Source organism: Spirochaetota bacterium, from assembly GCA_040756435.1.
Lineage (GTDB): Bacteria > Spirochaetota > UBA4802 > UBA4802 > UB4802 > UBA4802.
This window is the reverse complement of record JBFLZD010000025.1, coordinates 1-22978: the sequence shown is the minus strand read 5'-3', so window position 1 is coordinate 22978 and position 22978 is coordinate 1. Positions and strand designations below refer to the sequence as shown.

General features: G+C 37.7%; 20 protein-coding genes and 2 tRNA genes. 11 read left to right on the top strand and 11 right to left on the bottom strand.

Features of this window, described 5'->3' with window-relative positions; all coding sequences use genetic code 11:
- Positions 1–4: 4 nt before the first annotated feature.
- The 3 genes from AB1444_08655 (at position 5) to AB1444_08645 (ending at position 3250) form a co-directional block, all read left to right on the top strand.
- Entirely contained in the window at positions 5–1369 is a 1365-nt protein-coding gene (locus AB1444_08655) for a S41 family peptidase (GenBank protein MEW6526719.1), read from the top strand.
- The gene (tsaD, locus tag AB1444_08650; GenBank protein ID MEW6526718.1) at positions 1362–2357 is read left to right on the top strand and encodes a tRNA (adenosine(37)-N6)-threonylcarbamoyltransferase complex transferase subunit TsaD; all 996 of its coding nucleotides are present in this window, start codon (positions 1362–1364) and stop codon (positions 2355–2357) included. Before AB1444_08655 ends, tsaD begins: the two co-directional genes overlap by 8 nt.
- A gap of 149 nt (positions 2358–2506) precedes the next feature.
- Entirely contained in the window at positions 2507–3250 is a 744-nt protein-coding gene (locus tag AB1444_08645) for a hypothetical protein (GenBank protein MEW6526717.1), read from the top strand.
- A gap of 1 nt (position 3251) precedes the next feature.
- On the opposite strand, the gene AB1444_08640 is transcribed toward AB1444_08645, so the two are convergent.
- The 5 genes from AB1444_08640 to AB1444_08620 form a co-directional block, all read right to left on the bottom strand.
- The gene (locus AB1444_08640; GenBank protein ID MEW6526716.1) at positions 3252–4436 is read right to left on the bottom strand and encodes an OmpA family protein; all 1185 of its coding nucleotides are present in this window, start codon (positions 4434–4436) and stop codon (positions 3252–3254) included.
- Between the two features lie 154 nt (positions 4437–4590).
- A complete protein-coding gene (locus tag AB1444_08635) occupies positions 4591–5787 on the bottom strand; it encodes a putative sulfate/molybdate transporter (protein MEW6526715.1) in 1197 nt (398 codons plus the stop codon).
- On the bottom strand, positions 5777–6346 hold the full coding sequence (locus tag AB1444_08630) for a formylmethanofuran dehydrogenase subunit E family protein (GenBank protein MEW6526714.1): 570 nt from the start codon (positions 6344–6346) through the stop codon (positions 5777–5779). Before AB1444_08630 ends, AB1444_08635 begins: the two co-directional genes overlap by 11 nt.
- Positions 6347–6390: 44 nt before the next feature.
- Positions 6391–8631, bottom strand: coding sequence for a molybdopterin-dependent oxidoreductase (locus tag AB1444_08625; protein ID MEW6526713.1), 2241 nt, complete (start codon positions 8629–8631; stop codon positions 6391–6393).
- Positions 8632–8675: 44 nt separating this feature from the next.
- The gene (locus AB1444_08620; protein MEW6526712.1) at positions 8676–9299 is read right to left on the bottom strand and encodes a TetR family transcriptional regulator C-terminal domain-containing protein; all 624 of its coding nucleotides are present in this window, start codon (positions 9297–9299) and stop codon (positions 8676–8678) included.
- A gap of 328 nt (positions 9300–9627) precedes the next feature.
- Here AB1444_08620 and AB1444_08615 point away from each other — a divergent pair, with 328 nt between their 5' ends.
- Together AB1444_08615 and AB1444_08610 are read left to right on the top strand one after the other, a co-directional pair.
- Entirely contained in the window at positions 9628–10686 is a 1059-nt protein-coding gene (locus AB1444_08615) for a 4Fe-4S binding protein (GenBank protein ID MEW6526711.1), read from the top strand.
- 147 nt (positions 10687–10833) lie between these two features.
- On the top strand, positions 10834–11292 hold the full coding sequence (locus tag AB1444_08610) for a thioesterase family protein (protein ID MEW6526710.1): 459 nt from the start codon (positions 10834–10836) through the stop codon (positions 11290–11292).
- Positions 11293–11575: 283 nt separating this feature from the next.
- Here the strand turns inward: AB1444_08610 and AB1444_08605 are convergent.
- Both AB1444_08605 and AB1444_08600 read right to left on the bottom strand, forming a co-directional pair.
- Positions 11576–11648, bottom strand: a tRNA-Glu gene (locus tag AB1444_08605).
- Positions 11649–11704: 56 nt separating this feature from the next.
- A tRNA-Lys gene (locus AB1444_08600) sits at positions 11705–11777 on the bottom strand.
- Between the two features lie 590 nt (positions 11778–12367).
- Here AB1444_08600 and AB1444_08595 point away from each other — a divergent pair.
- The 6 genes from AB1444_08595 (at position 12368) to AB1444_08570 (ending at position 18983) form a co-directional block, all read left to right on the top strand.
- Positions 12368–13378: a hypothetical protein gene (locus AB1444_08595; protein MEW6526709.1), complete on the top strand. Its 1011-nt coding sequence runs from the start codon at positions 12368–12370 to the stop codon at positions 13376–13378.
- Positions 13379–13414: 36 nt separating this feature from the next.
- Positions 13415–14494, top strand: a complete 1080-nt coding sequence (locus AB1444_08590) for a hypothetical protein (GenBank protein MEW6526708.1) — start codon at positions 13415–13417, stop codon at positions 14492–14494.
- A 1-nt stretch (position 14495) separates the two neighbouring features.
- A complete protein-coding gene (locus AB1444_08585; protein MEW6526707.1) occupies positions 14496–17204 on the top strand; it encodes a SpoIIE family protein phosphatase in 2709 nt (902 codons plus the stop codon).
- 63 nt (positions 17205–17267) lie between these two features.
- Entirely contained in the window at positions 17268–17645 is a 378-nt protein-coding gene (locus AB1444_08580; GenBank protein MEW6526706.1) for an STAS domain-containing protein, read from the top strand.
- Positions 17646–17673: 28 nt separating this feature from the next.
- On the top strand, positions 17674–18060 hold the full coding sequence (locus AB1444_08575; GenBank protein MEW6526705.1) for an STAS domain-containing protein: 387 nt from the start codon (positions 17674–17676) through the stop codon (positions 18058–18060).
- Between the two features lie 20 nt (positions 18061–18080).
- A complete protein-coding gene (locus tag AB1444_08570; protein MEW6526704.1) occupies positions 18081–18983 on the top strand; it encodes a DnaJ domain-containing protein in 903 nt (300 codons plus the stop codon).
- Here AB1444_08570 and aat read toward each other — a convergent pair.
- From aat to AB1444_08550, 4 genes are all read right to left on the bottom strand, one after another.
- Positions 18964–19695: a leucyl/phenylalanyl-tRNA--protein transferase gene (aat, locus tag AB1444_08565; GenBank protein MEW6526703.1), complete on the bottom strand. Its 732-nt coding sequence runs from the start codon at positions 19693–19695 to the stop codon at positions 18964–18966. The genes AB1444_08570 and aat overlap by 20 nt on opposite strands.
- 1 nt (position 19696) lies before the next feature.
- A complete protein-coding gene (clpA, locus tag AB1444_08560; GenBank protein ID MEW6526702.1) occupies positions 19697–21925 on the bottom strand; it encodes an ATP-dependent Clp protease ATP-binding subunit ClpA in 2229 nt (742 codons plus the stop codon).
- Between the two features lie 25 nt (positions 21926–21950).
- Positions 21951–22262, bottom strand: coding sequence for an ATP-dependent Clp protease adapter ClpS (gene clpS, locus AB1444_08555; GenBank protein MEW6526701.1), 312 nt, complete (start codon positions 22260–22262; stop codon positions 21951–21953).
- A gap of 71 nt (positions 22263–22333) precedes the next feature.
- On the bottom strand, positions 22334–22978 hold a 645-nt coding region (locus AB1444_08550), incomplete at its 5' end, for a transaldolase family protein (GenBank protein MEW6526700.1).

Sequence of the window (22978 nt, the reverse complement as noted above, 5' to 3'; positions counted from 1 at the left end):
TACTATGATACAGTGGTTACGCAAACGGTCATTTCATATTGCTTTTATAGCCTTTCTTGCAGGAATTTTTATTGGCGTTAATATTGCATTTACTGTTTCTGCGCAGGAACCTTCATTTAAATATTTAGATTTCTTTCATCAGGTTTACCAGCTTATCAGCAATGAATATGTAGAACAGCCTGACTCCAAGACCCTTTTTTATGGTGCTATTCGCGGCATGATTGCATCCCTGAATGACCCTTTTTCACGTTTTTTAGATGAACAGGAATACAGCCAGCTAAAAGAAGAAACCAGTGGTGAGTTTATTGGCGTGGGGATTGAAATTTCTGCAAAAAATGGTGATATCATTGTTGTGTCGCCTATTGAAGGAACACCTGCAATGAAAGCAGGTATTCAGCCCGGCGATATTATCTATAAAGTTGATAATAAGCCAATAAAGAATAAAAACATTAATGATATCGTTTCCATGATACGGGGCAAACCCCATACAAAAGTTATTCTTTCTATTATTCGTGAAGGTATTGACGAACCCATTGATATTGAACTTGAACGATTACCCATTAAGCTTCAAACAGTTAATTATGCTGTTATCGATAACACCGACATTGGCTACCTCAGACTAAAAGTCTTCAGTGAAGATACCGCAACTGAGGTGAAAAAAGCATTACAGTATTTTCAAAACAACAATATTAAAAAATGTATCATCGACCTCAGATGGAATCCTGGGGGGTTATTGGACCAGGCTATTACCATAAGTGATATGTTCTTACCCAAAGGAACAATGATTGTATCAACCAAAGGAAGAGGTGGCAAAGAAACATTGCAAGAATATCGTGCATCTTCAAATCCATTATTCACTGGTAAATGCGTTATCCTTGTCAACAAAGGGAGTGCTTCAGCTTCAGAGATTGTTTCTGGTGCATTAAAGGATAACAACCGTGCTAAACTAGTAGGTGAAAAAACATTTGGCAAAGGTTCAGTGCAAAAATTTTTTAACTTAGATGACAATACAGGCGTTACATTGACTATCGCTAAATATTACACACCTTCAGGCATTTCAATTCACGGTATAGGAATTCAACCAGATTACGTAGTTCCCATGGCAACTATCTCCAAAGACGAACAAAAGCAGATAAATATACTGATAAAAGAAAAGATACTGGAAAAATTTATAAGTACACACACAAAATATGATGAGCCAACAAAACTGGAGTTTAAAAAACTTTTAGAAAAGAATTCTATAAAGCTTTCAGATTCAACAGCACATTTTATTTTGAAATCAGAAATATACCGTTATACAAAACGGCCGCTGTATGACCTTGAATTTGATAATCAGTTAAATGAGGCAGTAAAAATAATTAATGAGTAATAAAATTTTAGGAATAGGGTTAGAAAGTTCCTGTGATGAGACAGCTGTAGCGATAGTTGCTGATGGAAAAACAATATTGTCTCATGCAATCTACAGCCAGATTCATCTTCATAAAGAATACTATGGAGTAGTTCCCGAGATTGCATCACGTGCTCATTTGGAGGTCATTAATGATTTAATTGACCATTGCCTTAAAGAAGCAAAGGTTACATTCAAAGATCTTTCATATGTTGCTGCCACCTACAGGCCAGGTCTTGTTGGTTCATTGCTGGTTGCATTGCAATCAGCAAAGGCTATCAGCTATACACTGTCAATACCACTGATTGCCGTACATCATTTAGAAGCGCATTTATATGCCCCGTTTCTGGAAGGACATGGTATTGAATTCCCTTTTATTGGATTACTTGTTTCGGGTGGCAATACTGCCTTATACTGTGTGCATGATTACGGAAATTTTGAGCTTTTGGGCAATACTACTGATGACGCCGTTGGAGAAGCATTTGATAAAGTTGCAAAATTTTTGTCATTAGGATATCCTGGAGGGCCAATAATAGAAAAGCTTGCAGGCCAGGCAACGTTAAAAAAACCCATATTCCCTAAAATTCTTGCCGATAGCAATGACACATATTCTTTTTCATATAGTGGCCTCAAAACTGCTGTCATTAACTATATGCACAATAATCCTGATGCTGATGTATGTGAAATCGCCTATAGCTTTCAGGAACGGGCACTGGAAATACTGGTCCGCAGGCTGTTTGATGCATCAAAACGGTTAAAAATACATACTCTGGTCATAGCAGGTGGTGTTGCAAGCAACAAACGTTTACGTGAATTAATCATTGAGAAAAAAAAGGATTACCATACAATATTTTTCCCATCACCCATATTATGCACTGATAATGGTGCTATGGTTGCAGGGATAGGATATCAGTATTATAAAAAGGGTATATACAGCCCTTTATCAATTGATGTAAAAGCCAGGCCTTAAAAATTTAATTGCTTTTTTCATTACATCATTGTACTATTCATTTTAGTTACTATATCAAATTCTGTATGCTCTGCGTTAAGCTGTAATGTTTACCCTTTTTCAAGTAACAAATATATGTTGATGAATACATTCAGGTCAACTATCATACTATGGAAACACATACTACATACCATAACCTTATTGATGCGATTATTGATATTGAAGAAGATCCCGATTCACGTGACCCCGCCAAGGGCTTTCCCAGACTTCTCTGTGAATATTTTTTTGTTGAGGAAACATCTGAAAACAAAGCCATTGCGGGGTATATTTACCAATTGCCTATTCCTGATGTTATAAAGCAAAAGGGGCTATTAAAACTAACACCTGAAGACATTAGACCATTGGTTGAGGGAGAAAATCTCAATGATACGTTGTGTGCACGTATCATGCTGCAACCAGCATACCTTAAATATGCATTTCCACATCACAGCCCAACATTTTCCAAGATGCCACCTGATATTAAAGGAGAAATTATAAAATTAATAAAAGAAAGAAACCAGATGGTACTGAATGCATTTCAAAAGATGCAACAGGATATACAGGCCACAAAAGAACGCACCATCAAAACACTTATAGCACTTATACTAAAAAATGTTCATCTTAAAACAGGAATGCCTTTTGCAAAGATATCTGAACCGGTTGGTCAGCTTATTGAAAAAAATTTTAACTTCTGCAATGAAACTTTTATTGCATCCAATAAACAGATTCATGAACTAAATGATGATACAAAGATTAAAAACTTGCTGAAATCTTTATTTGTTGTTAAAAGGTTTGATGAGCTGACAGAACTTGCAAAAGTTTTTAAGACAGAAGCAAAACGTTTTACACGAAGGACACAAAGAATTTTGCAATAATTTACATCTTTATAATAATCTCTACTCTTCGGTTGCGTTGTCTCCCAGCAGCCGTTGAATTGTCATCTATAGGTTTGCTCTTTCCCATCCCACGGTAGGATACTTTATCATGCCCTAATTTATTTTTGAGAATGGTAGCCACAGTCTGGGCACGCTTTTCAGAAAGATTCTGGTTATACTCGTCAGTACCAATATTGTCAGTGTGCCCTTCCACGATGATCTCATTGTTAGGATATTTTGTTTTTATTATTTCAACCAGTTTGTCCAGCACTTTGCGTGCATCAGCATTCAGGTTATATTTATCAAAATCAAAAAGAATATCCGAAAATCGTATAATCATACCCCGGGAATCAGAATCAACAGAAACACCATCCTGCTGTAATGCTTTTTCTATTTCCTTTTGCTGCTTCTTTTTTTCTTCATCTGGTACATGGAGATATGCCTTATTGGTTTGATCTATAGACATCTTGAATTCAATGGTGCTTAACTCCCCGGTTCTGCCAAAAATCAATAGCAGGTTATATGCATTAATTGATTTTTTTGGCTGATTTTTCTGTATATCCCATGTTACCTGGCCTGCATATTGCCCATATATTTTAATGGGTAAATCCTCAGGATACAGTTTATCTTTTAATGTTTTATCTATAAGTATGGAATACTGTATAAAGGCTTCATTGGTTTGATTGTTTATAAACAGCAGAGTATATTGTGCCTCAAGTAGTAATATGAGAGGGACTGAAAAATTATTAAATACTATGTTAACAGGTGCTTTCCACACTTCTCCAACATGCACATCACCGGGGGGAAATGTTGGCAAATGCCGTAAGTTAGGCATAAAAATGCCTTCAGGCACAACAAAAGTACCATTGCTATTAATATAAAAGTCAGAAAAATATTGTTCTTCCAATCTATAAACAAAATCATTGATATTCTTTCTATATACTGAAAAAGATCCCCTGACTGCCTGGCCTTTAGCGTCTTTTTCATAACACAATAAATCAATGATGTTACGTTCACTATATATTTTACGAAGAATGCCATTTTCAAAATACTCAATACTGGCATCATACATAAACTCAAGCTTTTCATTTTGTGGTATATCCCAGGTAAGGGTAATAGCATAAACCACGGGTAGCTTATACAATATAAATGCCATAACTACTATAATAATATAGTGTAATCGCATGACAGCCTCTTTTGTAATATGTATATCTAAAATAATACTGTATACCAATAATTCATGCAATACATTTTTTATGATTACAAATGCACAAGGTCATGTGCTCATAAAGGTGTTACACATGGTAGTTTCATAGTTTGCCGGTATGGCTTTTCTTTTTTTATGCCTTACCATTAACTGATACCAGCTTTTCAGCTTTTTTCCATTTAGCCAGGTAATAGGCGCATATACCGATGCCCATCCCAACTACATATCCATAGGGAATAGCCACAATTAATGCTGCCACTGTCAATGCTATTTTCATATCGAAGCTGTTATGAATAACATCACTAATGAGTATCAGAAGTGTAAGTGCTTCAAAAAATAAAATAACCCCTAGCAGGGGCAACGGGAACAAGCGTGCAATATAAATACCATCTGATCCAAAAATAAAACCGGTGATAATCATCAAAACGCCACATATAATTACCGAGCCACCTGTGCGCCCGCCAAATGCATAATGGCCCGCCATGCCTCCGCTACCATGACATACGGCTATCCCACCAATAAAAGGATTAATAATATTCATTAATGAGTAGGTGAAAGCAATTTTACGCGGTTGTACGCTTTTTGCAGGGAATAGATCGCGGCTTAACTGGCTTGTTGCAAAAATTGAATTTCCCAATGATAATGGAATTTGTGGTAATGCAAGTATCACAATGCCATTTACTATATTCTCAAATGTCAGGGCATCAACAATAGTAATAGTGTGTGATAGTTTCTGATAATGAATCCCCGTATTGAATATCATGCTGTAAAAAATGCCCGCAGGTATAAGAACCAGTGCCGGTGGTATATGTCTGTTGCCCATGAAAGCGATAGCAATTAAAAATGCAATAACCACAAGTATATAATCCGAAAACCTTTCTGAGGGGATATACTCTTTTAATGACAGTATGACAAGCTGCAAGCCCAGCCCAAATTGAATTCCCCGTATAACTGCCTTTGGTATTATTTTTGTAAAACTATCAATCAATCCCGATGCTGTAAATACGAGCATCAAGATGCCAATAACAAGCCCTCCACATAGTAGTATATCAGCACTTAATTTTTGTGTTATTACAATCAGTGCCACTGCCTTGAGCGGCTGTACCGGCATGGGTATTTTGTACAACAATCCAGTTATGAATTGCATCAGGCCGTAGGCCATAAACACCTTACCAGCATCCATTCCTGTTGACAGTAAAACACCCACCACCAGTGGGATAACTGTGCCAATATCGCCAAATGCTCCGGAGAGTTCATTTCTATCAAATGAGATATCTTTGACAATAGATTGGAGTTTTGTGGCAAGCCATTGTGTTCTATTACTTTTCATATAAGGGCAGTCCCTGACAAACAGTGCACCGGTTGCCGTCCTTTTGCGGATATGCTTCGCCGCAATCTGGACATATCCCCACCGAACCCAATCTTTCTTTTCCAAGGTAAGCCTGTCCAATGTGTACATCCTGTACCGATACTATTGTTTCCCCTGCGTCAATTATTTGATGAATGAGAAGGTCTTTATCCTGCATCTTTTTTGGCTTTAATTTAAAAAACCAGTCTTTAATTGCTTCATACGGTTCCAATTTTTGTGCGTCTAGATATGCCCGTCTTCCGGCGCCGGTATGCTTATCAAACATAGCCATGGCAAAGCGGCCCGTGTGAACCACCTTGAGCCATCCGTTGCCGTACGTGCAGGGAGTAAGCAGTTGTATCGCATCAGGAAGACACACGGATGTTTCGCATAGAAAGTCGTACAGTTTTTCAGGATTGCGGTGTTGCCATAGTGTATGTACCATAAAACCACCAATAATGATTCCCGGCGAAACGCTGCCATGAAATTTCTCTACCATGGACATGTAAGTTTCAATTGAGTAGCCGCAGATTGTTTTCATAAGAAATCCTTATTATATAATCCACATAACTATCGCCCAAATTATTATGAAACTTTTTCCACCCTGCACGGAATATACCGGTGAAACGGTGTGCCGGCAAACCTGTCGCGGTGAGTATTTCTGGTCAAAGAATTGACATTAACTCCTGTTGTTTTGCCTCCATACTCAAGCCCAAACCCATGAGGAATCATTAGGTATTTTCGCGCAGTTTGCTCGGTCACTTCCAATTCCAGTTCAACAAAACCCGCTTCGGTTATTACCCTGACCATATCGCCGTCTTTCATATTGAGTTCGTTTGCATCATCAGGGTGCATAATACAGGTACATACTCTCTTTCCCTTATTCCATGCGGGATTTCTCATTAATGTATTTGCATTATACGGATAATGTCTTCCCGCAGATAGAATAAATGGATATTCTTTTCGGGATTCAATTTCCCTGATTTCATTTTCAACCGTGACCTCATTGCACCGATCATCCATCTCCGGTATATAGATATGCAATTTTCGATCATCAGTACTTAAATCGAAAAAATTGTCTAAAGGATCAGACTTGCCAATCCACAAGCCCTGTGGATTATCGATGATTGCTTTAAATATATCGTCACCCATAAGCGGCCCCTTTGAAAACCCCACGCGTGCTGCACATTGTTTAAAGCTTTTTGGTGCGTTCATTAAAAGCGCCCACAAACTAGCAAGATGAACGGAACCCATTACCCTGCCCAGCGTTTTCCCAACTATAAAGGGTATAACCTTCAATGATAGTGGATTTTTATTGATATACTCCATAAGCGCCATGCCAAATGTTAGTCTATCTTTATCCGCTGCTTCCTGAAGCGATTGAGGTATTTCAGGTATAAGGCCCATTTTGTCGGCAATGCGTAAATGAATCTCGCCCAGTTCAATCTGCTCACCCTCAGGCTCAACAACCGGACGCCGCATCTGGAAATAAATTTCCGGCCATGTCCAAGTGAAAAATGTCCCATCCCACGATTCATATCCCGTCCGGGCAGGGAGCACATAATGAGCCAGCTTTGCCGTTTCAGTCATCGCAATTTCCGCAACAACCAGAAGGTCAAGGCTTTTAAAAGCTTTTTCATACATGGCCGTGTCGGCAAACGAGCGCAGCGGATTGCACTGTGTGCATAGTACCGCTCTGATTCGTTCGGGGTTATCGTTTAATATTTCTTCCGGGAGTACATTGGGTGGGAACACCCCAGCAATAGCCGGATATCCGGTTGCTACGGTGCGCCAGGTTCTTTCATCGCGCTCATCACTATGCGATACTATTGGCATCAGCGTTCCTGGTATTACATTCCCGCCAGGGACGCATAGGTTTCCGGTGATAGCAAATAGCACTATCTGTAAATATGTAGTCAGCGTGCTGTGTCTATTCATATACACACCTAAGTCGGGGTGAACGCATGCCTTTTTAAACCGTATGTGCCTGCATACCTCCTTTACATCTTCGTACGTGAGGCCACACGCTTCAATGGCTCTTTTGACATCAAAATTTGAAAACCACTTTGTAATCTGTTCAAATCCATTTACGTGTTTGTCAATGTACGCATGGTCAACCCAGTCTTCCTGCAGTATGAGCCCAATCATGGCTTTGGTAAGCAGGGCATCGGTACCGGGCCGTATTGGCAAGTGAATATCGGCAATTTCTGCGGTTTCTGATTTTCGTGGATCAATCACCACAAGAAGCTTTTCAGGATTTTTTGCAAATTCACGCAAAAAAAGCGGCGCTCTTGGCATCTGATGGCTTACCATCCCATTCCATCCCCATGCTACCAGTACATCGGTATTATGTTCGTCGGGAATCATAAATTTGTATTGCTTTCCTGCCACCCTGCCATATGCCCAGAATAAGCCGGTGAGCTCCTGCCCCAGCGCATTGTAGTAATACTGAGAGCCGATAGCTCTCATTAAAGTAACACCAAAGGCTGCCTCAAAATGACAGCCCTGCCCGCCGCCACCAACGTATGCAAATGATTTAGGACCATAGGTGGCAATAATTTCTTTTAGTTTTGCAGCTATTTCTTCGATTGCCTGATCCCATGAAATACGCACAAAACCTTTATCAGTTCGTTTTAATGGATATTGCAATCGTTCATCATGGTGTTGATGATACATTATATTGGTTCCTTTCCTGCACACATACCCTTTGCTGCGGGGATTATCTTTATCGCCGCGCACTTTCACAATTGTGTTATTCTCTATTTCAACCTCAAGCCCGCAGTTTTGTGGGCATAGCACGCAACCTGTTTTTTTCCACTGACCCATATTTCCCTCCTCCTCCTATAAAAGTAAGAGATCCTTCGCTTTGCTCAGGATGACCCGGTACCGCTCTTGATGACGATTGCTCTTTTTCCCTGTAAATAGAGCTTAACGGCATCTTTATATACCAGTAAAGGCCTGTCACTTTTAGAAACCTTCATGTGAAGCAACGCCCCTTCAAAACTCTGGAAAATAAATTCAGCAGCCTTACGCGTATCAATAGTATCAGCAATCTGGCCTCCTGTTTGTGCTTCCTGTAGACAGGATTCAATGATCGAAATAAGCGTATCTATTGAGCCATACAGTTTTACTCTGAATTCTTCACTCAGATCGCCCATCTCCAATGAAAAATTGCCAAGGGGACAGCCCAATTTGTATTTCATCTTTTTAAAATGCTGCGCGTAAAATGTAATGAGATTATCCAGTCTTTCAAGCGGCAGAACGGTGGTATCCAGTAAATACTGTTTAAATATTGAAGTAATAATTTTAGTATAATAATCAATAACGTGAAGACCTAATTCCTCTTTATTTTTGAAATAATGATAAAATGAGCCTTTGGGGATATTAGCTTTTTGTAGTATTTCCTGAATCCCGGTATTATTAAAACCCTTTAAATGCATAAGGCTTGCGCTTATGGCAACAATATCATGTTTTGTATTCTGTTTTTGAAGCATAGCACTTATCCTTTAATGGTTTCCAATTCATTATATAGTAGACCGGTCGTTTCCTTGTCAAGAATTTTTTCTACTGCTATTGTAAAATTTTAAAAAAATTTTCACGTTATAGCATTTCCCAACTTTTTACCAATGTATGCCCAAAACAACACTATCTTCAATTTATACATGTCATTATCATGATCATGGAGTTTGCTGTATTTATTGTTCAATGCATTTTTTAAAATTATTCGTTGTGTTTCTTGTTTATGCCGGTAATTATTTATAAATAATGGAACACTTACATGCATGGGTCTTATAAATTTACTACCAGGCTTCAGATGTTTTTATGAGCGATAGTTATCATATATTAGCTGATTATCTCAATTCAATGCCAAACGGGTTCCCCCGTACTGATACTGGCATTGAACTTGAGCTTTTGAAGAAAATATTTACACCCCAGGACGCTGAACTTTTCTGCAAACTTACACTGGAAAAGGAAACAGTAGATCAGATAGCTACCCGTACCGGTCTGAATAAAGAATATCTATCGAACCACTTAGAAAGTATGTGGAACCGTGGGCTTATTGAATGCCATACTGTTGGCAACATCAAAACCTATAATGCCGTCCCATGGATACTGGGCATTTACGAATTGCAGCAAAAGTTTATAGACCAGGAATTTGCACGCCTTCATGCAAAATACATAAAAACTGTCGGTCCTTACTTTTTAACGCCTAAACCTCAGATAATGCAGGTAATCCCCATTGAACAGCATGTGCAATCTCATTCATCACCCATGCCATATGAGCAGCTATCTGCCATAATTAATAACTCAAGATCATTTGCGGTCAATGAATGTATATGCAAAAAGCAGACGGCCCTTCTTAACAGAGGATGTAATAAGCCACGAGAAGTATGCTTATCTATCTCACAATTACCCAATGATTTTGATAATCACCCACATGCAGGAAGAATTATTACCAAAGAGGAAGCGCTATCAATACTCAAGATGGCAGAGGATGCTGCACTTGTTCATATGACAGCCAATATACAGGAAGGGCATTACTTTATATGCAATTGCTGCGGCTGTTGTTGTGTTCAGCTGATTGCTGCCCGGTTTGGTATGCCACAGACAGTAAATGCACACTATTATGCAGCCATTAATCCTGAATTGTGTACTCAATGCGGCACCTGCGAAACACGGTGCCAGATTCAGGCTATACAGAATACGGATGGAATTCGTTCTATTATACAGGACAAATGCATTGGATGCGGGCTTTGTGTTTCTACCTGTCAAAATAATGCAATTAGCCTTATACATAAAGACAAATCACAGGATACATTGCCACCAAAGGATCAGGATGACTGGTACAGGAAAAAAAGTAAATCACGAAGCACTTTTTAATATATTACCCAAAACCAAAATACACTGTATTCATTACATTCATACTACGCATAATGATTATTATTATGATTAAATTCCTATTGACAATGATATATAACAATTGGTTTATTACAAAATAATTAAAATAAAACGTAAGGTTGTTGTTATATGCCACGAATACAACTTAATGCTCTCAAGTCTTACAGTTTTTCATATTATTATAAGATTAATGTAAATGACATTAATCTTTGGGGACATATGGGTATCCCAGAAATTATTTCAATAATTCATATAGTACGAAGAGATGTACTTGGTTCGCTTGGATTTGATGAAAATGACTTAGGCAACAATTCTGCTCTTATTATAGCTGATGTTGCTATAAATCTCATGAAGGAATTACATCTTGATGATGAAATAATAATTGAAACCGCAATTGGTGAAATTGGGAATAAAAGCTTTAGATTTTTCCATAAAGTTTGTCATGATAATTCCATTGCAGCTATTATAGAAATGGGTGCAGTGGTGATAGACAGAACTAATCGAAAACCCACATTTATATCAAAAGAATTTTTAAATAAAATAGTTAGTTTTTCTGATATACATATGACAAGAATCTCCCCAGTATAAAAACTAATAAACCATATCTATGGTAACGTTAGCTCTTTAACTATTATCTAATGATTCATTGGGAAACTACCAAAAACTGTTTTTTCTTATATTCCCTTGTGAGCACAATATAAAGGATAAAACCACTTTCTATTATATGAATGTTTTCGGAAGAAAGCAATTTTTAGAGGTGTTCATAAATTTTATATTTTAACTGAATCACATCCCAGAAATTACATTTTATTTATGAATAGTATCAGCATAATAGCAAAAAAGCACCGCTTGTAAACGGTGCTTTTTTATGCATCCCCGAGGGGATTCGAACCCCTGTTGCCGGGATGAAAACCCGGTGTCCTAGACCCCTAGACGACGGGGACAATTAATTATGCTGACCAGATAAAAAATAATATTGAAACTGTCAATATTATTTTATTGAGTCGCCGGAGAATCGAACTCCGGACCCACTGCTTAAAAGGCAGTTGCTCTACCGACTGAGCTAGCGACTCCTGCAAAAAACGGTTTTGTAAATATTACAATAAACTGTAAATAATGAAAAAGAATGAACCTTATATAAATAATAGTATTTTAGTGTCAAATAAAAAATACTTCAATTATTCCTACTTTTCAAAAAATTACATCATTTTGGAAATTTTTCAGCAATAATTCCTTAAAAAATTTCATAATGAATATAGTGTACACCCCATGTACATTCCATTCAATTTTTATAATATTTGATATATGTATTTATTTATTAAAACAAATAGGGAAAATTCTAAAAATTGTTTTTTCGGATGTTTCCTTGTAGTCACCATATAAATGGTAAAACCGTTTTCCGTTGTATGAATAATTTCCGACGAAAGCAGTTTTAATAGGTGCCCATAATTTTTAATCCATGAAACCAGGAAAAAACTGCCTCAATAAGCATTAATGTACACATTTACAAATTATATTTATATATTTATGATATAAATAACCTATGAATTTTAAAATTTTTAAAAATATTTTCTAAAAAAGTTGTAAAATATTGGTAATTTTATTACTTTAATATGGTTTGGGGTGATTTTAAATTAATTGCAATTTTTACTATGTTATTTTTATGACAAATAGATTCATACATTTCAAAAAGAGGATTACCATTATTGCATTAATGGTCATTTCTATTATATATTTTATTTCATGTACAAATGACAATTTTAATACTATTATAGATCAGGAAAATGCTTATACTACTACTTTTTCAAATAGTACTGCACCCATACCCGGGAATAATGGCCTCTTAATAGTAGGGAATATTACAGAAAATTCAGCAAAAGTACAATGGACGTTAGCAACTGACAACTCTCCCTCTGAATCATTACAATACCAGGTTGTTGTTAGCCGTACATTGACTCTTTTTTCATTGGAAGAAATTCTTCAGTCTGGACTTCTTGAAGAAGATAAATGGTCCAATGAGCCTATAACCGAGCAAATAGTAACAAATTTACTGTTTGGGAAGCAATATTTTGTCAATGTTTGTGTACGTGACCCTGATAATAATATTTCCATTTATTATCCTGCAACATTTATCACAAAAGGAAGAATATTTCTCTTTAGCGCTGCTACATACAATGGCGCAATGGCTTCATCACTAAGCAGCGCACGTATGGAAATCAATGATCTTGTGCATAAATCGTTACTCAACGATTATCCTACTTTACCACAGGATAATTATATTGCCTTTATTAGCATTGACAGTACTGATGCAATTATTAATTTCCCTGAACACTATGGCGTTCCAACAGATTGGGCTATTTATTCTCCAGGGGGTGCTCTTGTTGCATATAACTGGTATGATTTGCTTGATGGCACAATAATTGACACACTAGATACTTTAGGGGTATGTAGTGGTTACTGGTGGTCAGGTAGTCTACAGGATGGTTCTTGCGATAGTGGCTATACCTGTGATGGCTGGACACATACTTCTGCCACAACATCAAATACTACATTAGCAGTAACACCAGTACTCACTGGAAGAAGCGGTGCTCATAACAGGTACAATAATGAATGGATCTACAGTAATGATAGAAATTGCCAGGATAGCTTACACCTTTTGGGCCTTTGCTGGTGATTGATGTACTTTCATTATTTTATTAAGGGATACCCTGTGAAAAACTTTTATGCAATACAATTCGTATTCATTACTGAGCTACTAGTGTATTTACTGTTGTTCCCGCACAATGGATTTGCCCAACATTTTGCAGGGTATGCTACAGTAGGTGCACAGTCAGAATATTCCATAATTAGCGGCCATTATGCAGATAGTCTTAATAATGGAATTGGTGCTGGTTTTTTTTCTTTTGTGCCCTTGTGTGATTGGTGCATGGTTCATGGCGGCATCACCTATAACAGGTTCTCCCTTGCAGAAAGCAGTAATTCAAGTATGCAGGTGTTTGGTATAAGTATAATACCTTCTTTGTTTTATATATTCCCATACCACTTCACAGTATATGCAGGTACTGGCATATCATTACAGTACTATACGCTTTCTGCAATTAAAACAGATAAGTCTGATTCCACAGCAAAAGCTGGATTGGTTATACGTGCAGGTGTTTCTAAAAATATATTTACCCATACACTTATTGCTGCAGAATGTGGATATGCTTTATCAGAACTATCACACAAAAAATTCCAGACAGTTACATTTTCACTCAAATGTGGTTATCAGTTTGCGCTGCATCCACCTGAGTATTATATTGCAAAAGAGAAAGAAAAAGAAGCACTGATAAAACACAAGATACAGCAATCTTTTAATAAAGGCGTTGAACATATACAGGCTAAAGATGCTTCCGGTGCATTGCGCTATTTTACCCAGGTACTATCGCTTGACCCAAACCATAAGGAATCACGTGAATATGTTGCTACAATTAATCAGGCAATGCAACAGTATGATAGTGCTGTACGTTTAATAGCGCACAATAAAGATTTTGAGGCACTGCCATTAATCAATGCTGCATCACACTACATTATGGATGCAGAAAAACTCTATACGCAATTACAACAAAAACATAAACCCGATATTCCCGATCTCATTAACAGAGCCATTGAAGCATTTAATAACAAAGATTATGACGAATGTATAACAAAAATGAATATAGTACTTTTGATTGATCCTGATAATACGGTTGCTAAAGGATACATTGTACGGTCAAAACGAATAAAAGAAACCATAAAGAAGCTGCAATAACATGAAAATACGGTATAAATTCTTTATTGCATTTATCATCATTATTGCCATTACCACTCCTGTACCCATATATATACTCAACAGACAGATTGAACAACATCATGCCAATATTATTACCGAAGGGACTATACAAGCAAAACAGATATCACATGCAGTCCTTTCCATGCTGTTAATAAATAGTGGCAATGTGTCACAGACAAGTATAGATGCCCATGAATATATAAGCAGTTTTAAGCCTTTATCTGCCTTAGGGGTTGTTTCACTGCAGGTTATTCTCATTACACCAAATCCAGCATATAATGGTATACTGCTTGTTGATATTCCTCAGGGCAAAACACTGTCACGTATATCACCCGAACATTTGCAAACTATTCAAAAAAAACCAACTGTGTTTTATTCAACCATACAGAAAACAAAACTGCTTGAATTCACTGAACAAACATCGCTGGCAAACAGTGCAATAGCATGTGTAACTCATATAGTATACAATGAATCAGTTATGCTACAGCCTGTATATCACAATTATATGGTGTTCATTATCAGTATTGCTTCCATCATAATTATTGCATATATCACTGCACTTGGATTCAGTTATAAATTTTCAAAACCTGTTGAGGTCATCATCAATGCGTTAAAGAAATTTGATGAAGGTACAACATCCATTCAGATTCCTGTATTAAACCAGAAAGACGAAATTGGGAAACTTGCAATTACAACTCAGCACCTGTTAGATATGGTTAATTTAGAAATAAAGGCATTAACCTCAACCAATATGGAATTGTTACGGCTTCATAAACTCAAAGATGATTTTCTGGCCAATATTTCATACGAAATTAAAATACCCCTTGAAAGCATAACACATTTAACCAATTCTATTATCCACAGCTACTCTACCGGTGACACTGCTGCTATTACCAGTTCGCTGGAAATGATTTCTAACAGTGCCTTACGATTGTCTTATATGATTGATGACATACTGGATTTTACACGCTTAAAAAATAATGATATTATCCTCAATAAGAAGGTTGTTGATATAGCAGGTGTGGTTAATTTTGTATTATCAATATTACAGCCGGTTATTAGCAGCAAATCCCTGTCTATTTCACTAGATATTGATAAAGAAGCAACCCACGTTATTGCTGATGAACAAAGGCTGCAACAGGTACTCTTAAATATTATTGGCAATGCAGTTAAATATTCACAAAAAGGTACCATATCCATAGCTACACAAAAACACAATGACAATACTCTGGCTATTGTAGTACAGGATAGTGCGGGAGGATTTCCAGAGCAATTAATTCATCATATTGATGATTTTGGATACGATAGTAAACTTCAAGAAACCCCCTATGGAGGATTGGGGCTTGGGCTGGTTATTACAAAAAAACTTATTGAATTGCATAATGGTACAATTTCATTAGAATCAATACCTGACAAAGGGTCAACGGTAACTTTGTATTTCCCCTATGATGAAATCATTGTTGATAAAGAGTTAGCGGCAACGAAATCATATATTGAATATACAATACAGCCTTCAGGCAACGATGAACATTATACGGTAAGTCAATTTGAAAAATCACAGGGATTTATTTATATTGTTGATGATGATCCTGTTAATGTCAAAATATTATATGATATGCTGACAGATGCAGGCTATTATGTGGAATTTTCACATGAAGATTCTGGTTTATTTTCTATTTTACATCAAGATAAGCTGCCGGATATTGTACTGCTGGATACAATTTTGCCAGGAACCTCTGCATTTCAGGTTTGTGAAAAAATACGTAAACGGTATTCGCTCTATGAACTACCAATAATTATAATTACTTCAAAGCACCGCACTCAGGAAATAGTTACCGCTTTCAGAATTGGTGCAAATGATTATCTCAGCAAACCCTTCAACAAAGATGAATTAATTGCACGGATTACAAATCTTATTGCACTGAAAAAATCAGTAGAAGAGCATAATGAATTTGTCATGATAAAACATGAAATACGTCTTGCTCACGAGATACACAGTTCAGTTGTAGTACAGGATATACCCAAGATAAAACATATGGACTTTGCCTACGCTTACATCCCTACCAGAGAGATGGGCGGTGATTTTTATGATGTTATTAAAATTGATGAAGAAAAAACCGGAATTATGATAGCTGACGTAACAGGTCATGGCATTCCTGCCGCTCTTGTCTGTGCCATGCTAAAAATGGCTTTTGCTAACAATAAGGAATTTGCACAACATCCGGCGCAGTTACTCAGCACACTGAATAAAGATTTATGTAATAACATAAAGGAAAATTACATCACTGCTGCATATGCATTCATAGATACAAAAAACAAAACAGTAACAGTATCTTCAGCAGGTCACTGGTCCCCATTGCTTATTAAAAAAAATGGATCTATATTCAACAACTGGGCTAAAGGTTTTCCCATTGGATGGGTAGAAGATGGTAAATATGAAGAAACAACCACTACCTATTCACCTGGTGATAAATTCTTACTGTACACTGATGGAATAATAGAGGCAAGAAATCCAGATAACAAAATATTTGGCTTTGAGAGGCTTTCAGAATATATTAACCATAACTATCTCATAAATCCTCAAACATTTATCAATGGACTAATTAATGCATTATATACATGGGGAGAAATGAATAAATCCGACTCATTTCATGATGATGTTACTATAATTTTAGCGGAACTATCCTGATTATGGTAGATAATTCTATTTTATTGTTGATTTTTTATGATAATAATTTAACACAATATATCTATGAAATGCAAAATATGTGAATTGCCGGGTATAAAAAGCGAGGATATCAACTTTAACCGGGTTGTCCTGATTATCAAATTAGCTGACGTTGCTGATATGGACAAAAATGACGATCTATTTATGCTTTTGTCCTGCCTGATCAACGGTGGCCTAAAAAAAGTTATATTTGATATGGCGGAAGTAGAATTTATCGATAGTTATGGTATGGGAACATTAATTGAAATTACCAAATTATTACGCAAGCAAAAGGATGGAGATGCTGTGCTGATAAATGTAGCAGAAAGAATTCATCTTGTATTTAAACCAATACAGCTTCAAAAATTCATGAAGATATTTAATACAATAGATGAAGCACTGCATTATTTTCGTTATATTTAATTAATATATTATTAAATGGTGGTAATGTATGAGTTTTGAAGTTGAAATATTGAACCTCTCGTTCATCAACAAAGAAAAAATTGATTATGAAACAATTGTCTTCTATGTGACCTACCCTGAAAAAATTGATATTGAAACTTCAAGGCAATTGTGGGTTTTTTTAAGCACCCTGATCACTGGTGGTGCAAAAAAAATAATTATTGATTTAAAAAAGGTATCTCAAATTGATAGCGGTGGTATCAGCACTCTGATTTCGGCTACAAAACAAATCAGAAAAAATAATGGCGACCTGGTGCTAGCTCGTGTTAATGAATCTATCCTGAATATTTTAGATGTGGTAAGGGTTGGTAGCTTTATAAAAATATTCAATACTGATGTGGATGCTGTTCAGTACTTCAGATATATAACTATATAACATAACATCACCTGCTGCTTATGAACATAGTATTTAAAGACTACTATAAGATTCTTGATATTCCCTCCCATGCAGATAGTAATACTATCAAATCAGCATTCAGAAAAAAAGCAAAGGAAACCCATCCTGACAGCACAAAAGAAAATAATTATGCACAGTTTGTTCTTATCCGTGAAGCATACGATATTTTAACAAACCCTTCACAGCGTACAAGCTATGACACAGTATGGAAGAAATACCATGCACAAAATCAAGAAATGGGAACACTGTTTGAAGATTTTGGTCCCCCTGACGACCGATACGCACAGGAATGGGAATACTTTGTTCTTCACCCTGACGATTATTTAAGCCGTTTTGAAAGCACCATCGCACTGATTAAAGCCTCATTTAAGTCAATTGTTATCAGTATATGCATTCCTCTTCTGGTCATGGCAGGCATTCTTATTACAGTATCTATCGCCCTGCTTATTCTTTTTGTTTTTGCCATAGCAATAGCATCATACTCATCAATCATTGCTGGAATAATCATAACTGCACTGATGATAAAACGGCTGGTTGAAATTATTGCTGAGCTTTTCAAACAGTATGTGAAAAATGGCGCTGCCTGGATGAATGCTCAGCTTAAAGGCATACCAATGAAGGTGGGCAAAATGGTATTCTACGGGACGTTTACCTCAGTATTCATGCTTTTACTGGGATATGCGGGTGCAGTTATTGCTTCAGTATACCTTCTTGGTTCAGTACCCTATTCCAGAATAATTATTCTTGTTATTGGTGTGATTGCAGTTGCAGTTGTTTCACTGTCACTATATTTTATGTTTTCTGTTTTTGTAACCGCACTAGTGGAGTACCCAAAAATCCGTTACACAAAGATAAAAGCAACAAAAGAAAATTTACTTGAGTCTAAGCTCCTGCTCCATTGAGGCATTCTAAATAATCATAGCCATTGAGTACCAGTGAACTCCAGCTTCCCTGATGTGTTGAATATTTCAGAGAAGCATTGAGGAGGGAAATAAATTCTTTTCGCTCAATAAACCGTGCGCCAAACCGTTTCAGATTATCTGTATACACCTGGCAGTCAATAAATGCAAAACCTAATCGCCGCATAACTGCAATCAAAGTTACCAGAGCAATCTTTGATGCATTATCAACACTGGTGAACATGGATTCTCCAAAGAATGCGTTCCCCAGTGACACTCCATACAGGCCCCCAACAAGCCTGTCGTCATGCCACACCTCAACAGAATGTGCAAAACCCATAGTATGAAGCCTGGTATATGCTTTTTGCATTCTTTCAGTTATCCATGTACCAGATTCTTTTTTACGGGGCATGGCACATTCAGCTATAACCTGCTGGAATGCTTTATCCATACTTACCGTAAAAATCTTTTTTTTCATTACCTGTTTTAACGAACGGTGTAGTTTTAATTCCTGAGGGAACAAAATAAAACGCGGATCGGGGCTCCACCACAATATCTCAGAGTTGTCACTGTTAAACCATGGGAAAATGCCTCTGCTGTAGGCCTCAAGCAACCACTGTGGTGTCAAATCCCCGCCAAATGCCAGCAACCCTTCTTCAATGGCTTCTTCTACAGGCGGGAACCAGATTACATCTTTATCTAAGTAATACAACATATTATTGTTCGATAGTTATGGATACCGAATCATTGACTACATCAGCTATTGCCTTACCACCATTCTTAAGTGAACCAAATAACACAGCATCCACAAAGTATGACTTGATATGCTCCTGTATGATGCGTGCAACCTCACGTGCGCCAAATACAGGAGAATATGCTTTTTCTGAAATCCAGTCAATACATGCATCCGTGCACACAAGCTGCACATTTTTTTCTTCAAGCTGTTTTGCAAATTCATTTAATTTCTTCATAACTATCTTGCGCATCATTTCTTTATTGATGCCATTGAAATACACTATGGCATCAAGGCGGTTTCTAAACTCTGGCGCAAACAGGCGCTCTAACTCTTTGTTAACCGCATCCATATTATAGGTGGCCATTTCAAAACCAAGGACTCTTTTGTTCATTTCGCGCACACCTGCATTGGATGTCATAATAATAATGGTGTTGCGGAAATCAGTCTTTCGTCCTGTGTTATCCGTCAATGTTGCATAGTCCATTATCTGCAACAGCGCATTGAATACATCAGGATGCGCTTTTTCTATCTCATCAAGCAACAATACACAGTATGGGTGTTTGCGTATAGCTTCCGTCAGCTGCCCACCTTCCTCATACCCAACATATCCCGGTGGAGCTCCTATAAGCCGTGCCACAGTATGTTTTTCCTGATACTCGCTCATATCAAAACGTATAAGCTCAATGCCCATTATTAGCGATAGCTGCCGTGCAAGCTCGGTTTTGCCAACTCCTGTTGGCCCAACAAATAAAAACGATGCTATGGGCTTTTCGGCTTCCCTGAATCCTGCGCGTGATCGCTTGATGGCCTCTACAACTTTCTGCACTGCACCATCCTGCCCAAAAATCTGTGCTTTGAGCTCATCTTCAAGATACTGAAGCTTTTCAATTTCGCTTGCTGATACTGTACGTTCAGGTATGCGGGCCATCTTTGCAATGACGCGTTCAACGTCATGGGCGGTTATAACCGGCTCTTCATCATCATGAGCATACATCCGTGCAAATGCACCCGCTTCGTCTATAACATCTATAGCTTTATCAGGCAGCTTTCGTTCAGTAATGTAGCGTGCTGAAAGTTCCACCGCCTGCTGTAATGCTTCATCGGTATAGATAACCCTGTGATGCTCTTCGTAACGCGATTTTATCCCCTGCAATATCTGTATTGTATCTTCATGCGATGGCTCATGAATATCTATCTTCTGGAAACGCCGCGATAATGCACCATCCTTTTCAAAGTACTTTCGATATTCATCATACGTGGTGGTGCCAATGCACCGTATCCTGCCATCAGCAAGCACAGGCTTTAATATATTAGAAGCATCCATTGAACCACCACTGACGGCTCCGGCACCCACTATGGTATGTATCTCATCAATGAAAAGGATTACCTTTTCTTTTTTCTGCAATTCTGCAATTACCCGTTTCAGACGTTCTTCAAAATCACCACGGAATCGTGTACCAGCTATAAGAGCTCCCATATCAAGCCGGTAAATCTTTGCATCTTTAAGAACAGGTGGCACGGTACCTTCAACTATCCGCTGTGCAAGTCCTTCAGTAATTGCGGTCTTGCCCACGCCGGGTTCACCAACATGGACAGGGTTGTTTTTAAGCCTGCGCGATAGCACCTGCATCGTTCGCTCCAATATATCCTCTCTACCAATGAGTGGATCAAGCTCACCTTTACGTGCCTTTTCAGTCAATTCAACGGTAAACTGCTCAAGTACCTTGCTTTTCTTCCCAGTATCCTCTTCAATTTCGTCGCCAAAGTCCTCCAGTTCATCTTCATCAAATTGTGCCCCGTGAGAAATATAATTTAACAGGTCATACCGTGTTATCCCTTCCCGAGCTAAAAAATATGATGCAAACGACTCCTCTTCCTCATAGATGGCAATGATGATATCGCCAAAGTCCAATATCTCTTTTTGAGCAGAATTAATGTGCATAATAGCACGTTCAATGACATGCTGTAACCCAACAGATTGAATTGGGTCACCTTCTTCAACAACCGGTATGCGTGTTGAAAGATGTTTATCCAAATTACGTTTGAGCTGCTCTGTATTACCGCCACACCCTTCTATTACCTCCCTGCCTTCCGGGAAGTATAAAGATGCAAATAATACATGTTCGGGTGTAAGATATTCATGCTTACGGTTTTTTGCCTCGTTATAGGCAGCCATTAATATCTGATTAAGTACTGTGCTTATTTCCATTGGCAAAAGCCTCAAAACTTTGTAATTATGCTTCCTCAACTGTGCACTTGAGCGGAAACTCTCGTTGCCGTGCTAATGAATGAACCTGGTTTGCCTTGGTCTGCGCAATGTCGTAGGTATATACTCCGCAAATACCAAAACCATTCCTGTGAACCTGTAACATCAGCTCTGTAGCTTCCATAATGTTTTTATGGAATATTTTAACTAAAACCTCAACAACAAAGTCCATGGTTGTATAATGGTCATTATGAAGTATGACCTTATACATCCTGGGCTTTTTAACTTTTATATCCTTCTTTACCTGGAGATCACCTTGATTATCAAATGTATGTGCCATGGTTATCCCCGTGGTTTATAATAGAGCTAACATACAAAATATAAAAAAATATTCAGAATTTGGCAACTATCTTATCCAATCAGCTTTTCATATTCAGGCACAATATCTTCAGTAAATTTCTGCATACCTTCAAATGTTTTTTCATGTTTCAGCATGTCAGCTATCACCCCAAATGGTACTGTTGCTATATGTGCTCCTGCAAGCGCAGCTTCTCTTACCTGCCGTGGATTGCGCAGTGATGCAGCAATTATCTGGGATTGATAGTCATAATATCCCAGTATTTCCACACATTGTGAAACCAGATCAATCCCTGAAATAATGCCATTATCATTCAATAATACGCCATTCTGTTCCATGCCTTCTTCAGGGAAATAATCACTTTTACCAAATTTGATATTTGCCCTGCTGCGGATAAGGTCATCAATGCGGCCTGCAAACGGGCTTATGTATGCAGCTCCTGCCTTTGCCGCCAGTAAAGCCTGCTCAGGAGTAAAGACAAGAGTGCAGTTAACCGGAATGCCCTCCGACTGTAACACCTTCACTGCATTAATCCCATCAAAATGGCACTGCTCATCGGTTTTCAAAGCAGGGTTAACCGGAATTTTAATATTAACATTGTTTGCAACACTGTTGAAGCGCTTATACAGGTTACGTCCCTGCTCTATCATTTCTCTGGCAGTTCGCCTGGTTACTTCTAAACTTACCGGGTTGGGTTT

Excerpts from the sequence above, each read along its gene's own strand:
- clpA (MEW6526702.1), bottom strand. The coding sequence starts at position 21,925 with ATGGAAATAAGCACAGTACTTAATCAGATATTAATGGCTGCCTATAAC.
- AB1444_08610 (MEW6526710.1), top strand. The coding sequence starts at position 10,834 with ATGCCACGAATACAACTTAATGCTCTCAAGTCTTACAGTTTTTCATAT.
- AB1444_08630 (MEW6526714.1), bottom strand. The coding sequence starts at position 6,346 with ATGAAAACAATCTGCGGCTACTCAATTGAAACTTACATGTCCATGGTA.
- AB1444_08645 (MEW6526717.1), top strand. The coding sequence starts at position 2,507 with ATGGAAACACATACTACATACCATAACCTTATTGATGCGATTATTGAT.
- AB1444_08635 (MEW6526715.1), bottom strand. The coding sequence starts at position 5,787 with ATGAAAAGTAATAGAACACAATGGCTTGCCACAAAACTCCAATCTATT.
- aat (MEW6526703.1), bottom strand. The coding sequence starts at position 19,695 with ATGTTGTATTACTTAGATAAAGATGTAATCTGGTTCCCGCCTGTAGAA.
- AB1444_08655 (MEW6526719.1), top strand. The coding sequence starts at position 5 with ATGATACAGTGGTTACGCAAACGGTCATTTCATATTGCTTTTATAGCC.
- AB1444_08575 (MEW6526705.1), top strand. The coding sequence starts at position 17,674 with ATGAGTTTTGAAGTTGAAATATTGAACCTCTCGTTCATCAACAAAGAA.
- AB1444_08570 (MEW6526704.1), top strand. The coding sequence starts at position 18,081 with ATGAACATAGTATTTAAAGACTACTATAAGATTCTTGATATTCCCTCC.
- tsaD (MEW6526718.1), top strand. The coding sequence starts at position 1,362 with ATGAGTAATAAAATTTTAGGAATAGGGTTAGAAAGTTCCTGTGATGAG.
- AB1444_08640 (MEW6526716.1), bottom strand. The coding sequence starts at position 4,436 with ATGCGATTACACTATATTATTATAGTAGTTATGGCATTTATATTGTAT.
- AB1444_08585 (MEW6526707.1), top strand. The coding sequence starts at position 14,496 with ATGAAAATACGGTATAAATTCTTTATTGCATTTATCATCATTATTGCC.
- AB1444_08620 (MEW6526712.1), bottom strand. The coding sequence starts at position 9,299 with ATGCTTCAAAAACAGAATACAAAACATGATATTGTTGCCATAAGCGCA.
- AB1444_08625 (MEW6526713.1), bottom strand. The coding sequence starts at position 8,631 with ATGGGTCAGTGGAAAAAAACAGGTTGCGTGCTATGCCCACAAAACTGC.
- AB1444_08580 (MEW6526706.1), top strand. The coding sequence starts at position 17,268 with ATGAAATGCAAAATATGTGAATTGCCGGGTATAAAAAGCGAGGATATC.
- AB1444_08615 (MEW6526711.1), top strand. The coding sequence starts at position 9,628 with ATGAGCGATAGTTATCATATATTAGCTGATTATCTCAATTCAATGCCA.
- clpS (MEW6526701.1), bottom strand. The coding sequence starts at position 22,262 with ATGGCACATACATTTGATAATCAAGGTGATCTCCAGGTAAAGAAGGAT.
- AB1444_08595 (MEW6526709.1), top strand. The coding sequence starts at position 12,368 with ATGACAAATAGATTCATACATTTCAAAAAGAGGATTACCATTATTGCA.